13 protein-coding genes are annotated in these 14,074 nt (G+C 73.3%); 11 read left to right on the top strand and 2 right to left on the bottom strand.

The window, feature by feature from the left end:
- Nucleotides 1–672 (top strand): response regulator, encoded by a 672-nt coding sequence (locus tag PATMI_RS0105545; RefSeq protein ID WP_026910162.1) that lies wholly within the window; start codon nt 1–3, stop codon nt 670–672.
- Nucleotides 673–687: 15 nt separating this feature from the next.
- On the opposite strand, the gene PATMI_RS27650 is transcribed toward PATMI_RS0105545, so the two are convergent.
- The gene (locus PATMI_RS27650) at nt 688–1,434 is read right to left on the bottom strand and encodes a hypothetical protein (protein WP_036725299.1); all 747 of its coding nucleotides are present in this window, start codon (nt 1,432–1,434) and stop codon (nt 688–690) included.
- A gap of 150 nt (nt 1,435–1,584) precedes the next feature.
- Between PATMI_RS27650 and PATMI_RS0105535 the strand changes: the two genes are divergently transcribed.
- The 7 genes from PATMI_RS0105535 (at nt 1,585) to PATMI_RS27640 (ending at nt 9,764) form a co-directional block, all read left to right on the top strand.
- Nucleotides 1,585–3,159: an acyl-CoA carboxylase subunit beta gene (locus tag PATMI_RS0105535; protein WP_051471090.1), complete on the top strand. Its 1,575-nt coding sequence runs from the start codon at nt 1,585–1,587 to the stop codon at nt 3,157–3,159.
- A 162-nt stretch (nt 3,160–3,321) separates the two neighbouring features.
- The gene (locus PATMI_RS33950; RefSeq protein WP_157260627.1) at nt 3,322–4,104 is read left to right on the top strand and encodes an endonuclease/exonuclease/phosphatase family protein; all 783 of its coding nucleotides are present in this window, start codon (nt 3,322–3,324) and stop codon (nt 4,102–4,104) included.
- A gap of 156 nt (nt 4,105–4,260) precedes the next feature.
- On the top strand, nt 4,261–4,998 hold the full coding sequence (locus PATMI_RS0105525) for a hypothetical protein (protein ID WP_157260626.1): 738 nt from the start codon (nt 4,261–4,263) through the stop codon (nt 4,996–4,998).
- A gap of 328 nt (nt 4,999–5,326) precedes the next feature.
- Nucleotides 5,327–6,703, top strand: coding sequence for an SGNH/GDSL hydrolase family protein (locus PATMI_RS0105520; protein WP_169738330.1), 1,377 nt, complete (start codon nt 5,327–5,329; stop codon nt 6,701–6,703).
- Nucleotides 6,704–6,847: 144 nt separating this feature from the next.
- Nucleotides 6,848–8,164: an O-acetylhomoserine aminocarboxypropyltransferase/cysteine synthase family protein gene (locus PATMI_RS0105515; RefSeq protein ID WP_026910158.1), complete on the top strand. Its 1,317-nt coding sequence runs from the start codon at nt 6,848–6,850 to the stop codon at nt 8,162–8,164.
- A gap of 12 nt (nt 8,165–8,176) precedes the next feature.
- A complete protein-coding gene (gene metX / locus PATMI_RS0105510; protein WP_026910157.1) occupies nt 8,177–9,394 on the top strand; it encodes a homoserine O-acetyltransferase MetX in 1,218 nt (405 codons plus the stop codon).
- Nucleotides 9,395–9,542: 148 nt separating this feature from the next.
- Nucleotides 9,543–9,764 (top strand): DUF8022 family protein, encoded by a 222-nt coding sequence (locus PATMI_RS27640; RefSeq protein ID WP_036725292.1) that lies wholly within the window; start codon nt 9,543–9,545, stop codon nt 9,762–9,764.
- Here PATMI_RS27640 and PATMI_RS0105500 read toward each other — a convergent pair.
- Nucleotides 9,761–10,651, bottom strand: coding sequence for a PHP domain-containing protein (locus PATMI_RS0105500; RefSeq protein ID WP_026910156.1), 891 nt, complete (start codon nt 10,649–10,651; stop codon nt 9,761–9,763). The two genes, PATMI_RS27640 and PATMI_RS0105500, sit on opposite strands and share 4 nt — an antisense overlap.
- A gap of 345 nt (nt 10,652–10,996) precedes the next feature.
- Here PATMI_RS0105500 and PATMI_RS0105495 point away from each other — a divergent pair, with 345 nt between their 5' ends.
- From PATMI_RS0105495 to PATMI_RS0105485, 3 genes are read left to right on the top strand one after another with little or no spacing between them, the layout of a single operon-like run.
- On the top strand, nt 10,997–11,689 hold the full coding sequence (locus PATMI_RS0105495) for a phosphoadenylyl-sulfate reductase (RefSeq protein ID WP_051471088.1): 693 nt from the start codon (nt 10,997–10,999) through the stop codon (nt 11,687–11,689).
- A gap of 42 nt (nt 11,690–11,731) precedes the next feature.
- Nucleotides 11,732–12,688 carry a sulfate adenylyltransferase subunit CysD gene (gene cysD / locus PATMI_RS0105490; RefSeq protein ID WP_245604105.1) on the top strand — a complete coding sequence of 319 codons (957 nt, stop codon included), beginning with the start codon at nt 11,732–11,734 and terminating at the stop codon, nt 12,686–12,688.
- The gene (locus PATMI_RS0105485) at nt 12,688–14,034 is read left to right on the top strand and encodes a sulfate adenylyltransferase subunit 1 (RefSeq protein WP_026910153.1); all 1,347 of its coding nucleotides are present in this window, start codon (nt 12,688–12,690) and stop codon (nt 14,032–14,034) included. Before cysD ends, PATMI_RS0105485 begins: the two co-directional genes overlap by 1 nt.
- The last annotated feature ends 40 nt before the right edge of the window (nt 14,035–14,074 follow it).

The raw sequence follows: 14,074 nt of genomic DNA, 5'->3' as shown, positions 1-14,074 counted from the left end.
ATGAGCACCCAGCCCCCGCGCGCCGCGCCGGCCCGCCGTCCGACGGTCGTGGTGGTCGACGACCACGAGCTCTTCCGCGCGGGCGTGCGCGGGGAGCTGCAGGCCGCGTGCGACGTCGTCGGCGAGGCCGGCGACGTGGCGTCCGGCGTCGCGACCGTGCTCGCCGCGACCCCGGACGTCGTGCTGCTCGACGTCCACCTGCCCGGCGGCGGCGCGGTCGAGGTCCTGCGCGGCCTGAAGGCGGCCGGCAGCCGGTCGCGGGTCCTCGCGCTCTCCGTCTCGGACGCCGCCGAGGACGTCGTCGCGGTGATCCGCGCCGGGGCGACCGGGTACGTCACCAAGACGATCCGCGCGGCGGACCTCGTCGACGCGATCCTGCGGACCGACGAGGGCGAGCCCGTCTTCGGGCCCCGCCTCGCGACGTTCGTGCTGCGCGCCTTCGCCGAGGGGCCGCCGGCCGACGATCCCGACGACCTCGACGCGCTGACCCCGCGGGAGCGCGAGGTCCTGCACCACCTGGCGCGGGGCTACGCCTACAAGCAGATCGCGCTGCGGATGGAGATCAGCCCGCGGACGGTCGAGTCGCACGTCGGCTCGGTGCTCCGCAAGCTGCAGCTCACCAGCCGGCACGAGGTCAGCCACTGGGCGGCGCAGCGCGGGCTGCTCGAGTAGGCCGCCGGCCGGCGCTCAGTCCTCGTCGGCGATGTCGTCCTTCGTGCGCCGCCGCTGCTGGACGACGGCCAGTGCGACCGCGGCGAGCACGATGACGATGCCGCTGGGGACGACCCAGCCCGGCGTGCCGTCGCTCTTCCCGGAGACGTCCTCGACGGTCTCGGCGGTGACCGTGCCGCCGTCGTCCGCGCTGCCGCCGTCCGTGGTCGTCGCGGGGGCGGCGTCCGTCCCGGGGTCCGGCGAGGTCCCGCCCGACGAGGGGGTCGTGGCGGTCGTCGTCCCGGGCTCGTCGTCGTCCGCGCCCGTCGCGCCGCCACCGGGGGTGCTCGCGGGCTCCGGACCGGGCGGGTTCGCCTCGGCGTTGCTGACGCGCAGGCGCTTGCCGGTGCTCAGGTCGACGACGGCGGAGACGTCCCACGACCGCCAGTCGCCGCGGTCCGCGGTCGGCACGTCGGTGTGCGCGATCCCGGCCTCGTCGCGCGTCGTCGTCTTGCGGAACGTCTTCCCGCCCTTCGGGCGGATGTAGTAGACGACGGTCGCGCTCTTCCCGGTGCCCGGGCCCTCGAGCGTCGTGGAGATGTCGACGGCCTCGCCGCCGGAGGCGGTCTGCGTCTCCTCCGCCTGGGTCAGGATCGTGACCCCGCCCGTGCCGCCCTCGGCGATCTTCGTGCCGCCGTGGGCCGACGCCGACGACGCCGTGCCGAGGGCCAGGCCTCCCGACGCCAGGACGACGAGGAGCGGGCGGAGAGCCGCGTTGCGCATGCCCTCATGCTGACACGCGTCCCGACCGGCGGCGCGCCCGTCGGACCGTGCCGCACGGCGGTCCTACCGCCGGTCGGAGCCCCCCGGCCGTCCGGGCCGTCCTCCCCGCACGGCGTGCGCGGGCCGCGCGCGGATAGCATCGGCTGCCTCATGAGCCAGCGTCTGCATTCGCCCGAGACCTTCGAGGACAAGCTCGAGCTGCTCCGCGACCTCCGGAACCAGGCGATCCACTCCGCATCGGAGAAGGCCGTCGAGAAGCAGCACGCCAAGGGCAAGTACACCGCCCGGGAGCGCATCGAGAAGCTGCTCGACGAGGGATCGTTCCAGGAGCTCGACACCTTCGTGCGGCACCGCACGTACGACTTCGACATGCAGAAGCAGCGGGCCTGGGGCGACGCCGTCGTCACCGGGCACGGCACGATCGACGGTCGCCCGGTCGCCGTCTTCTCCCAGGACTTCACCGTCTTCGGCGGCTCGCTCGGCGAGGTCATGAGCGAGAAGATGTGCAAGGTCATGGACCTCGCCGGGAAGATCGGCTGCCCGGTCATCGGCATCAACGACTCCGGCGGCGCCCGCATCCAGGAGGGCGTCGTCTCCCTCGGTGCCTACGGCGACGTCTTCCAGCGCAACGTCGACTCCTCCGGCGTCATCCCCCAGATCTCGCTGATCATGGGGCCGTGCGCCGGCGGCGCGGTCTACTCGCCCGCGATCACCGACTTCATCGGGATGGTCAAGGAGACCTCCCACATGTTCATCACCGGCCCCGACGTCATCAAGACGGTCACCGGCGAGGAGGTCGAGATGGAGGAGCTCGGCGGCGCGATGTCGCACAGCTCCCGTTCCGGCGTGGCGCACTTCGCCTTCGAGGACGAGGACCACGCGCTCGAGGAGACCCGCTACCTCCTCTCGTTCCTGCCGCAGAACAACCTCGAGACCACGCCGGTCGTCCCGACGGACGACCCGTGGGACCGCGAGGAGCTCGCGCTGAACGACTCCGTCCCGGCGAACCCGAACAAGCCGTACGACATGCGCGAGGTCATCAAGCTCGTCACGGACGACGCCGAGTTCTTCGAGGTCCACGAGAACTTCGCGAGGAACATCCTCGTCGGCTTCGGGCGCATCGAGGGGCACGCGGTCGGCATCGTCGGCAACCAGCCGAACCAGATGGCGGGCGTGCTCGACATCGAGGCGTCGGAGAAGGGCGCGCGGTTCATCCGCACCTGCGACGCGTTCAACATCCCGCTGATCACGTTCTGCGACGTCCCGGGCTTCCTGCCGGGCACCTCGCAGGAGTGGGACGGCATCATCCGCCACGGCGCGAAGATGCTCTACGCCTACGCCGAGGCGACGGTCCCGAAGGTCACCGTCATCACGCGCAAGTCCTACGGCGGCGCCTACGACGTCATGGCGTCCAAGCACCTCGGTGCGGACTTCAACTTCGCGTGGCCGCAGGCCGAGGTCGCCGTCATGGGCGCCGAGGGCGCGGTCAACATCGTCTACCGGCGCGACATCGCCGGCTCGCCGACGCCGGACGAGCGCCGCGCCACGCTGATGGACGACTACAAGGCGCGCTTCGCGAACCCGTACGTCGCGGCCGAGCGCGGGTACATCGACGACGTCATCGAGCCGTCCCTGACCCGCTCGAAGGTCGCCGGCGCCCTGCGCGTCCTGCGCACCAAGCGCGTCGCGCTGCCGAAGCGCAAGCACGGCAACATCCCGCTGTAACGCGCCGCGCGGGCCGGATCCCGCGCGCAAGAAGAGGTCCGACGACGGCCCGGGAGCTCCCGGGCCGTCGTCGTTCCCGGGTCCCGCCGGGCCGATCCCCGGTTCGTGAACGGTTCGTGAGGATCCCGGGCCGTCCCGGAACGGCGTGGAAGCATGGGGGCCATGACCACGTCCAGTCCCGCCCGAACGCTGCGCCGCGTCGCCGCCGCGTTCGCGCTGGCTTCAGCCCTCGCACCCGTCGTCGCCGCGTCCCCGGCGTCGGCCGCCGGCCGGTTCACGCCGCTCATCCACCTCAACGCCTGCGACCGGGCGCAGAAGTGCGAGAACAAGCGCGGTACCGCGACGGGCAGCATCATCGCCACGGTCAAGGCGCGCAAGCCGGACCTGCTCACGCTGAACGAGATCTGTTCGAAGTCGGTCAGGACGATCGCGAAGGAGACCGGCTACCACCACGTCTTCACCCAGGCCGGTCCGAAGTCCGTCTGCCGCGGTGGTCGCGGGAACCGCGGGGAGTACGGCAACGCGATCCTCGCCGCGCCGCAGCGCACGCTGACGTCGCCGTACCGCTACGCGTACGCGGCGCAGGCGAAGGGGAACCCCGAGAAGCGCCTGCTCACGTGCGCCGATTCGTCGGGAGCGCTCGTGTGCACCACGCACCTCGACCCCACCGGCGTGAAGCGCGCGCAGGCGAAGGAGCTCCGCGCGCAGCTGGACGCGCTGCTCGTGAACCGCAACCCGCTGATGTTCGTCGGCGCCGACCTGAACCTCGATCCCGAGCCGGCGGCGCAGTTCGCCAAGCCCGACGCGCTGCAGGACTTCAACGACGGCCGGGTGATGCACATCTTCGCCTCGAAGTCGTTCGCGAACGTGACACGCACCATCCTCACCGGCGCCGAGGTCTGGACCGACCACCCCGGGCTGCAGCTGCTCGCCCCGCTGCCGTAGTACCGAGGGCGCCCGCCCGCAGGTGCTGACCCCGAAGTCCGCCGCGCGGGCGGACGCTGCGGCTACCGTCGGGTTCCGATGGGTCGAGCGGAGGGGGAGTCGGGCATGTCGGGGGAGCGTGGGGTCGGAGGTCGCCGCCCTCTTCGGAGCGGGATCGTGTTGACGGTGGTCGCGACGCTCGGGGGCCTCGCGACGTCCGCCGGCGCGGGTCAGGCGTCCGCCGTCCGCTCCTGCGCGCCGAAGCCCGGGACGGTCGCCCGCGACCACCGCGATCGGATGTGGCACCAGGGCACCGTCCTTCGCGGCTGCTCCGGCGGGGAGGCCTTCCGGATCGGCGCCTGGCACGCCGGGGACGCCGCACGGCTGGCCGACGGCACGGCGATCTGGACCACGCGGTCGCCGAGGTCCGGCGGTGGGGTGGACCGGGTCTCGGCCTTCGACCTGGAGTCCCCGGGCGGGAAGCGGTCGCGATGGCTGGACCACGTGGCGGCCGTCCCCCGCACCGCGACGACCAGCCGACGGTCGGACCGGGTCGTCGCACTCGCCGGGACGTACCGCGTCGCCGCATGGGTCACGGCCGGCGGGCGGGTCGTCCTCGCGGTCCCGGGCCACGACGAGGACGCTCCGACGGTGGAGCCGGCGACCGGCGAGACGGACAAGGACCCGGCGATGAAGCTGCGCCCCGACGGCGACACGGTCCTGGCGGCGACCGTCCCCGCCGCGGACGCCGCCGCCGTGGGCCGCGGACTGGCGATCGACGTGCCGTTCGGCGACGGCGACGAGTGTGCCGTCGGGCAGATCGTGAGCCTCATCGTCCCGGCGACGGCGACGACCCCCGCCCGGCGGATCTCGTGGACCCGCGTCATCTACCGCGACGACGACCCGGGCTGCTGACGCGGCGCTCGCGGGTGCCCCACCGGGCCGGCGCTGACCCCGGACGGGCCCGGACCTCGGACGGGCGCTGACGCCGGAAAGGCGGTCTCCTGGGCCGGCTGTGTGATGCGGCGCACGGCTCGGGGACGCGCACTAGGGTGAGCCGGTGCGTTCATCGTGTGCCCCCCGTCGTTCAACCCGAGTCGGTCCGGACGGCGATGAGCGGTCCCCGCTCCCAGGGACCGACGCACGACGCGTCGCGGCCGCCGGCGCGGTCCTCACCGGTGCCCTCCTGCTGGCCCTGCCGTCCGTCGCGTCCTCCGCACCCCGGGGCGTCTTCGCCAAGCCGGTGAACACGCCGCACGCCGTCCAGCTCACCTGGATGCGCCCGGCGGGCAAGGGCGTGACGGCCACGCGCGTCGAGGGCCGCGACCTCGCCTCGAAATCGCGCCGCTACAGGACCGTGGCCACCGTCCGCACCAACACGGTGAAGATCAAGGGCCTCAAGGCCGGTCACCGGTACCGCTACCGGATCCGCTTCCGCACCACCGGCCGCGCGTTCGGTGCTCCGGGTCCGACGGTGATCGTCCGGGCGCTCGGGAAGATCCCCGCGGTCGTCACCGGCGTCGGCGCCACGCCCGCCGGCGACGGCGCCACCATCCAGTGGCCGGCCTCGAAGGGCGCGACCCGCTACCGCGTCGAGCGGGTCGACGTCCTCAGCGGCGACGTGGAGCGGATCGGCAGGCCGTCGACGGCGCGCACGCTCGCGGACACCGCGCCGGCCCGGCTGGCGGGTCGCTGGCTGCGCTACCGCGTCGTGGCCATGGACGGCGGCGCGGAGGCCCGGCCGTCGGTCCCGGTCGAGGTCCGCGCCCCCGGCATGCCGGGCTACGCCGCCTACTACGCGCTCGGCGACTCGTACTCCGCAGGCACCGGCGTCGGACAGCCCTACGACGACCAGCCGTGCGCGCGCTCCGGCCGGATGTGGGCGAACCTCATCCCCCGCGACCTCGTGCCGGTCCCGCAGTTCATCGCCTGCAGCGGCGCCAAGACGGAGAACGTGCGGCTCTCCGGCGACGGCGGCGTCGCGCAGATCCCGGACATCGGCGGCACGCAGCTGGACCGCGTCCGCGTCGGCCTGCGGGCGATGCCCGGTCCCGCGCTCGTCACGTTCTCGATCGGGGGCAACGACGCCCGCTTCGTCCCGCAGTTCACGCGCTGCGTGACCGGCGACTGCACGAAGGACGCCGAGACCGAGACGGCGCTGATCCGCGGCGAGGTGCGCCGCAACCTGGACGCGACGTTCGCCCAGGTCCGGCAGGTCGCGCCGGGCGCCGACGTGCTCGTCGCGGGGTACCCGAAGCTCTTCACCGAGGCCGCGGTGCCCCTGGACGCGGTGTTCGCGACGACGCTCACCCAGGCGGAGCGCAAGCTCGCGAACGTGTGGGCCACGCAGGTCGACGAGGAGGTCGCCGCGGCGGCGCGCGCCGCCGGCCTGCACCCGGTCACGACCGAGGTCCTGGCGGCGTTCGAGGGGCACGGCGCGGGCAGCGCTGCGCCGTGGATCAACACGGTCCAGCTGGTCGACCCCGGGACGCCGATCGGTCTGGCCCCGACCCTCCCGGCGACGGCCTCGATCCACCCGAACGTGCCCGGGAACCAGGCCTACGCCGACGTGATGACGGCGGCGCTCCGCGCGTACGCGTCGAAGGTCCAGGTGCGCTGAGACGCGTCGTGGCGGTGCCGGCCGCGTTAAACACTAGATATGTGACCTGATTTCTGGTGTTTGGGCCCCGGATGGCGTTAGGCTGCCTGCCACGCCGCGGCTCCCGACGCCCGTGGCGCCCCGCCAGCGACCCCCGGAGCACCGATGAGCGACGAGCAGCCCCAGTACCACCCCGAGACCATCGCGCTGCACGGTGGGCAGGAGCCCGACGGCGCCACGAACGCGCGCGCGGTGCCGATCTACCAGACGACGTCGTACGTCTTCGACGACGTCCAGCACGGGGCCGACCTCTTCGCGCTGAAGACGCCGGGCAACATCTACACGCGGATCATGAACCCGACGTGGGACGTGCTCGAGCAGCGGCTCGCGCAGCTCGAGGGCGGCCCGGCGGCGCTCGTCACGGCCTCGGGGCAGGCGGCCGTCACCTACGCCGTCCTGAACATCGCGAACGCCGGCGACAACATCATCTCGGTCTCCCAGCTCTACGGCGGGACCTACAACCTCTTCGCGCACACGCTGCCGCAGTACGGCATCGAGGTCCGCTTCGCCGACGCCGACGACCCGGACGCCGTCGCCCGTCTGGCCGACGACCGGACGAAGCTCGTCTTCGGCGAGACGATCGGCAACCCGCGGCTCAACGTGCTCGACATCCCGCGCTGGTCCGAGGCCGCGCACGCCGCCGGCCTGCCGCTGATCGTCGACAACACCGTCCCGACGCCCGTCGGCGCTCGCGTCTTCGAGCAGGGCGCCGACGTCGCCGTCCACTCGCTGACGAAGTTCCTGGGCGGCCACGGCACGTCCATCGGCGGCGCGATCGTCGACTCCGGGAACTTCGACTGGTCCGCCCAGCCGGAGCGCTTCCCGGGCCTCACGAAGCCCGACCCGTCGTACCACGGGGTCGTCTGGACGGAGGCCGCCGGGCCGATCGCCTACGTGCTGCGCGCCCGCACGGTGCTCCTGCGCAACACCGGCGCGGCGCTGTCGCCGTTCAACGCGTTCCTGATCCTCCAGGGCGTCGAGACGCTGAGCCTGCGGCTCGAGCGCCACAACGAGAACGCGCTGGCGGTCGCCCGCCACCTCGAGTCCCACGACGCCGTCGCCTGGGTCAACCACCCGGGCCTGGAGGGCAACGCCTACCACGAGGTCGGCAAGAAGGTCCTCCGCGGCGGTGGCGGCGCGCTCGTCTCCTTCGGCGTGAAGGGCGGCTTCGAGGCCGGCCGCACGTTCATCGAGTCGCTCTCGCTGTTCTCGCACCTGGCGAACATCGGGGACGCGAAGTCGCTGGCGATCCACAACGCCTCGACGACGCACTCGCAGCTGAACGAGGAGGAGCTCGCCGCGGCCGGCGTCACGCCCGACGCCGTCCGCCTGTCGGTCGGCATCGAGCACATCGACGACCTGCGCGCCGACCTCGACCAGGCGCTCGCCAAGTCGCAGGCCGCGGCCGTCGTCGCCACCTGACGCCGGACGCCGGTGACCCACGGGACGATCACGGGAGGGGGCGGCGACGGGTCCGCCCCGGACCTCGGCCCGGGCCTCGGTCGCACCGGGACCGAGCGGGTCGTCCTGTTCACGCCCGACGCCCCGCTGGTCCTCGACAACGGGGCCCGTCTGGGCCCCGTCGAGGTCGCGTACGAGACCTACGGGACGCTCGACGCGGCGGCGTCCAACGCGGTCGTCCTCTGCCACGCGCTGACGGGCGACGCGCACGCCGCCGGGCACCACGGCGACCCGGAGCGGCGCGGCTGGTGGGACGCCCTCGTCGGACCCGGCCGGGCGATCGACACGGACCGCTGGTTCGTCGTCTGCGCGAACCTCCTCGGCGGCTGCCGCGGCACGACGGGCCCGAGCTCCACCGACCCGTCGACCGGTGAGGCCTACGGCCTGGACTTCCCGGCGTTCACCGTGGCCGACCTCGTCCGCGTCCAGCGCGCCCTGGTGCGGCACCTCGGCGTCGACCGGGTCGCGGCGGCGGTCGGCGGGTCGCTCGGGGGCATGCAGGTCCTCGAGTGGGCGCTGGAGGCGCCGGAGGAGGTCGAGCGCGCCGTCGTCGTCTGCGCCTCCTCCGCCCTCACGGCGCAGAACCTCGCGCTGTCCACCGCCGCCCGCGAGGGGATCCTGCGCGACCCGGACTTCGCGGGCGGGCGCTACGTCGGGACGGGGCGGATCCCGCGGGCCGGCCTCGCCGCCGCCCGGATGCTCGGGCACGTGACCTACGTGTCGGAGGAGGCGCTCGCGACGAAGTTCGGGCGCCGGCGCCGGGTCGGCGGGGTCGGATCGGCCATCGACGGCCCGCGCGCGACCCCGCCGCGCGACGGCCACGACTGGTTCGCGCCGTCGTTCGAGGTCGAGCACTACCTCGACCACCAGGCGACCGCGTTCCTCGAGCGCTTCGACGCGCTGAGCTACCTGTACCTGTCGAAGGTGATGGACGACTTCGCGCCGTTTCACGCCCCCGACGCCGCGGGTCGGCTCGACCGCGTCCGGGAGGCCGGGACGCGGTTCCTCGTCGAGACGTTCACGAGCGACTGGCGTTTCGGGCCCGAGCACGGCGACCGCATCGCCGCGACGCTGTCCGCCGCGGGCGTCCCCGTCGAGCGACGGGACGTCCGGTCGCCGTGGGGGCACGACTCGTTCCTGCTGCCGCTGCCGGACCACATCGACGTGGTCCGGGGCTTCCTGCGGGCGTAGCGTCCTCAGGGTGCGGGCCACCGCCCGGGCGTCCGGGGTCCGGACCGGGCGACGCCGACGGGTCCGTCCGCGGTCGGACCCCGCCCGTCGGCGGGATCGCGCGCGCCGGGCGGGCCGGTCGCGGCCCCGGGCGGCTACGCTTCCGCGCATGTCCTCCGACGGAGCCCCGCGCATCGACGTCCCCGCCTCGGCGACGCCGGAGGAGGCCGCCGCGCTCGTGGCCGCCGTCGAGCAGTTCCTCCGCGACACCGCCGTCGCGGTCGAGGAGGCCCCGGTCGAGAGCGCCTGGGGCCGCACCGCCCGGCGCGAGGGCGTCACCCGCAGCGCGTCGTGGGACGCGGGCGCCGCGGACCTCAGCCGCTGGGGCTAGTCGAACCAGTCGGCCAGCGCGCCCCACCGGGGCTCGAGGCCGCGCAGGGAGAAGTCCCGGAAGCGCGAGAAGTTCGGGTGCCGGGGGCCGTGGAAGTCGGCCGACCCGGTCGTGATCAGGTCCAGGCGCGTGGCCTCGGCGTGGAGGAGCCGCGTCTGCTCCTCCGAGAAGCTCGGGTAGAACGCCTCGACGCCGTCGAGCCCCATCGCCTTGAAGCGCTCGAGGGTGGAGCGGACCTCCTCGCCGTCCATCACGTCCCAGAACGGGTGGGCCCAGACGGCGACCCCGCCGGCCGCGTGGATCGCCGCGATCGCCTCCTCGACCGTCGGGGTGGTCCGCGTGCGGAAGGCCGGCGCACCGTCGATCAGGTAGGCGACGAGGAGGTCCGTCGACGTCTCCAGCCCCTCCGCCTCGGTGCGCTCCGCGTTGGCCGGGTGGTCGAACGCGGCCGCCGCGACGTGCGGCCGGCCGATCGACCGGCCCGCGTCGCGGCGGGCGCGGAGCCCGGCGACGTCGACGGCCCACCCGAGCTCGAAGAGCGCGTCGATCATGCGGTCGGCCCGCCCGGCGCGGTCCGCGCGCCACCGCTCGAGGGCGACCGCGAGCTCCGCGGACGTGTGGTCGACGAGGTAGCCGCAGACGTGCAGGTCGGCGTGGGCCTCGTCGATCGCCGACACCTCGATCGCGGGGATCACGCGGATGCCGTCGAGCTTCGCCGCGGTGTCGAGCGCCTCCTGGACGCCCGCCACGGAGTCGTGGTCGGTGAGCGCCATCGTCCGCACTCCGGCCTGGTGCGCGGCCCGCACGACGCGCGCGGGCACCAGCGCCCCGTCGCTCGCCGTCGAGTGGGACTGGAGGTCGAAGGTCGGTGGCTGGTCGCCGGACATGGGTCTCGGGCGTGCCGGGGGCACCTGGCGAGAGTAGGGGACGGCGGGCATCCCGAGGCGGGTGCCCTCCGCGGCCGGTGGCGGAGGCCACGACGGCGGTGCGTCATCCGGCGCGCCCCGGCGGCAGGATCCCCGCTATGCCTGTCGGGAATACGTGCTATTCCAGATGGAATCCGGTAATTCCCATAACCGTTCGATACTTTTGGTGGTCCCTCGTATCGCCGCCTCACCCTCGACGGACCCTCATGACCGCCGCCCCGCCGTCCACGAACCTCGTCGAGCACGACGAGCACGCGGTCGCCGGGACGCCGGCCTGACGGGCCCGATCCGTCCAGGAGCCCGCACATGAGCACCACCTCGAACGACGCCGCACCGGTGAAGCCGGACCTGCCCGACCTGGAGGCCTCCTCGGCCGCCGAGGTCGTCGCGTGGGCGCTCGACGCCTACCACCCGCAGATCGCGCTGGCCTGCTCCTTCCAGAAGGAGGAGTCGGTGCTGCTCGACCTCGTCTTCGCGGCGAAGCCCGACGCCCGCGTCTTCGCGCTCGACACCGGCGTGCTGTTCGACGAGACGTACGAGCTGTGGAAGCGGACCGAGGAGCGCTACGACACGACGATCGAGCGCTGGCAGGGTCCGAGCCTCGCCCAGCAGGCCGCCGAGCACGGCGACCGGCTGTGGGAGCGCGATCCCTCGAAGTGCTGCGGCATCCGCAAGGTCGGCCCGCTCCGCGACGGGCTGAAGACGCTGGACGCCTGGATCACCGGCATCCGCCGCGACCAGTCGCCCGCCCGCGCCGGCGCCCGCAAGGTCGAGTGGGACGACGCGTTCGGCCTCGTCAAGGTCAACCCGCTCGCCGACTGGGACGACAAGGCGGTCTGGCGGTACGTCCTCGCCAACGACCTGCCGTACAACCCGCTGCACGACCAGGACTACGCCTCGATCGGCTGCTTCCACTGCACGAAGCAGGGCGCCGGCCGCGAGGGCCGCTGGGCCAGCTCGGACAAGATCGAGTGCGGTCTGCACCAGGAGGACGCGTGACATGAGCGCGTCCGCCGCCATCCCGACCCCGACCGCCGCACCATGACCTCCTCCATGACCCCGATCGATCCCGCCGACCTCGGCGGCGCTGACGCGCTCTCCAAGCTCCGGGCCCTGGAGTCCGAGGCCATCCACGTCATGCGCGAGGTCGCGTCCGAGCTCGAGCGCCCGGCGCTCCTGTTCTCCGGCGGCAAGGACTCCATCGTCCTGCTGCGCCTGGCCGAGAAGGCGTTCCGCCCCGGGCGCTTCCCGTTCCCGCTGGTGCACGTCGACACGGGCCACAACTTCGACGAGGTCCTCGAGTACCGCGACCGCCGGGCCGCCGAGCTCGGCGAGCGCCTGATCGTCGCGAAGGTCCAGGACACGATCGACGCCGGCCGCGTCGTCGACGGCTACGACCCGGCGAAGCAGGGCACGTCGCGCAACCAGCAGCAGACGCAGACGCTGCTCGACGCGATCGAGGAGCACGAGTTCGACGCCTGCTTCGGCGGCGCGCGCCGCGACGAGGAGCGCGCCCGGGCGAAGGAGCGGATCATGAGCTTCCGCGACGACTTCGGCGGCTGGGACCCGAAGAACCAGCGCCCCGAGCTCTGGAACCTCTACAACGGCCGGCTCCGGCAGGGCGAGAACGTCCGCGTCTTCCCGATCTCGAACTGGACCGAGCTCGACGTCTGGCAGTACATCGCCGAGGAGGAGCTCGAGCTCCCGTCGATCTACTTCGCCCACGAGCGCGAGGTCGTCCGCCGGAACGGGATGCTCTACGCCGTCTCGCCGTACCTGCAGCCGCAGGACGGGGAGACCGTCGAGACCCTGTCGGTCCGCTACCGCACGGTCGGCGACCTCACGATCACGGGTGCGGTCGAGTCGACGGCCACCACGCTCGACCAGGTCGTCACCGAGATCGCCGCCACGCGCATCACCGAGCGCGGCGAGACGCGCGCCGACGACCGCGCGTCCGAGGCCGCCATGGAAGACCGCAAGGCCCAGGGGTACTTCTGATGTCCGAGCTCGCGCCCACGCCGACCGTCGCGTCCGACGACCCGCTCCTGCGGGCCGACCTGCTGCGCGTCGCCACCGCCGGCTCCGTCGACGACGGCAAGTCGACCCTCATCGGCCGGCTGCTCTACGACTCCAAGCAGGTCCTCGCCGACCAGCTCGAGCAGGTCGAGCAGGCGTCCGTCCGCCGGCACGGCGAGGGCGCCGTCGACCTCTCGCTGCTGACCGACGGCCTGCGCGCCGAGCGCGAGCAGGGCATCACGATCGACGTCGCCTACCGCTACTTCACGACCGGCGACCGCAGCTTCATCCTCGCCGACACCCCCGGCCACGTGCAGTACACGCGCAACATGGTCACGGGCGCCTCCACGGCCGACCTCGTGATCGTCCTCGTCGACGCGCGGCAGGGCGTCATCGAGCAGACGCGCCGCCACACGTTCATCGCGTCGCTGCTGGGCATCCGCCACGTGACGTTCGCGGTCAACAAGATGGACCTCGTCGACTGGGACGAGGGCGTCTTCCGCGCGATCGAGGCCGAGACCACCCGGATCTCGTCGCAGCTGGGGATCCCGGACATCCACGTCATCCCGATCTCCGCGCTGCAGGGCCAGAACGTCGTCGACCGCGGCGAGCTCCCCGCGTGGTACCCGGAGGACGACGACCACCCGACGCTGCTGCGGCACCTGCAGACCGTCCAGGTCTCGACCGACCGCAACCTCACCGACCTGCGCTTCCCGGTGCAGTGGGTCATCCGCCCCGGCGAGGGCGGCGACACCGCCGGCGGCCGCTGGGACGCCGAGGACCTCCACGACTACCGCGGCTACGCCGGCCAGGTCGCCGGCGGCGTGCTGCGCCCGGGCGAAGAGGTCCAGGTCCTGCCGTCGGGCGTGCGGTCCCGCATCGCGCGGATCGAGACGCTGGACGGCGACCTCGACGTCGCGACCGCCCCGATGTCGGTCACGGTGCACCTCGAGGACGACGTCGACGTCAGCCGCGGCGACGTGATCGTCGGTGCCGACGAGGACCCGGCCGGCATCACGCTGCGCGAGATCGAGGCCGACGTCTGCTGGATGAGCGACCGCGCCCTGAAGCCGGGCGCCCGCTACCTCCTCAAGCACACGACCACGACGACGGCGGCGAAGGTCGACGCCGTGATCGACCGCGTCGACCTCCACACGCTCGAGCGCGAGGACGCCCAGGGCCTCGAGCTCAACGACATCGGCCGCGTGCGCATCCGCGTGAAGCGCCCGCTCGTCGGCGACACCTACCTGCGGGACCGCGCGACGGGGGCGTTCATCCTCATCGAGGAGGGCACGAACGACACCGTCGCCGGCGGCATGATCCGGTAGGTCGCGGCGCGGATCGGGCGGACGGGACGTCCGACCCCGA

This window comes from Patulibacter minatonensis DSM 18081 (genome assembly GCF_000519325.1).
Lineage (GTDB): Bacteria > Actinomycetota > Thermoleophilia > Solirubrobacterales > Solirubrobacteraceae > Patulibacter > Patulibacter minatonensis.
This window is presented reverse-complemented; position numbering and strand designations above follow the sequence as displayed.

Excerpts from the sequence above, each read along its gene's own strand:
- PATMI_RS0105495 (WP_051471088.1), top strand. The coding sequence starts at position 10,997 with ATGAGCACCACCTCGAACGACGCCGCACCGGTGAAGCCGGACCTGCCC.
- PATMI_RS0105515 (WP_026910158.1), top strand. The coding sequence starts at position 6,848 with ATGAGCGACGAGCAGCCCCAGTACCACCCCGAGACCATCGCGCTGCAC.
- PATMI_RS0105485 (WP_026910153.1), top strand. The coding sequence starts at position 12,688 with ATGTCCGAGCTCGCGCCCACGCCGACCGTCGCGTCCGACGACCCGCTC.
- cysD (WP_245604105.1), top strand. The coding sequence starts at position 11,732 with ATGACCTCCTCCATGACCCCGATCGATCCCGCCGACCTCGGCGGCGCT.
- PATMI_RS33950 (WP_157260627.1), top strand. The coding sequence starts at position 3,322 with ATGACCACGTCCAGTCCCGCCCGAACGCTGCGCCGCGTCGCCGCCGCG.
- PATMI_RS0105500 (WP_026910156.1), bottom strand. The coding sequence starts at position 10,651 with ATGTCCGGCGACCAGCCACCGACCTTCGACCTCCAGTCCCACTCGACG.
- PATMI_RS27640 (WP_036725292.1), top strand. The coding sequence starts at position 9,543 with ATGTCCTCCGACGGAGCCCCGCGCATCGACGTCCCCGCCTCGGCGACG.
- PATMI_RS0105535 (WP_051471090.1), top strand. The coding sequence starts at position 1,585 with ATGAGCCAGCGTCTGCATTCGCCCGAGACCTTCGAGGACAAGCTCGAG.
- PATMI_RS27650 (WP_036725299.1), bottom strand. The coding sequence starts at position 1,434 with ATGCGCAACGCGGCTCTCCGCCCGCTCCTCGTCGTCCTGGCGTCGGGA.
- PATMI_RS0105545 (WP_026910162.1), top strand. The coding sequence starts at position 1 with ATGAGCACCCAGCCCCCGCGCGCCGCGCCGGCCCGCCGTCCGACGGTC.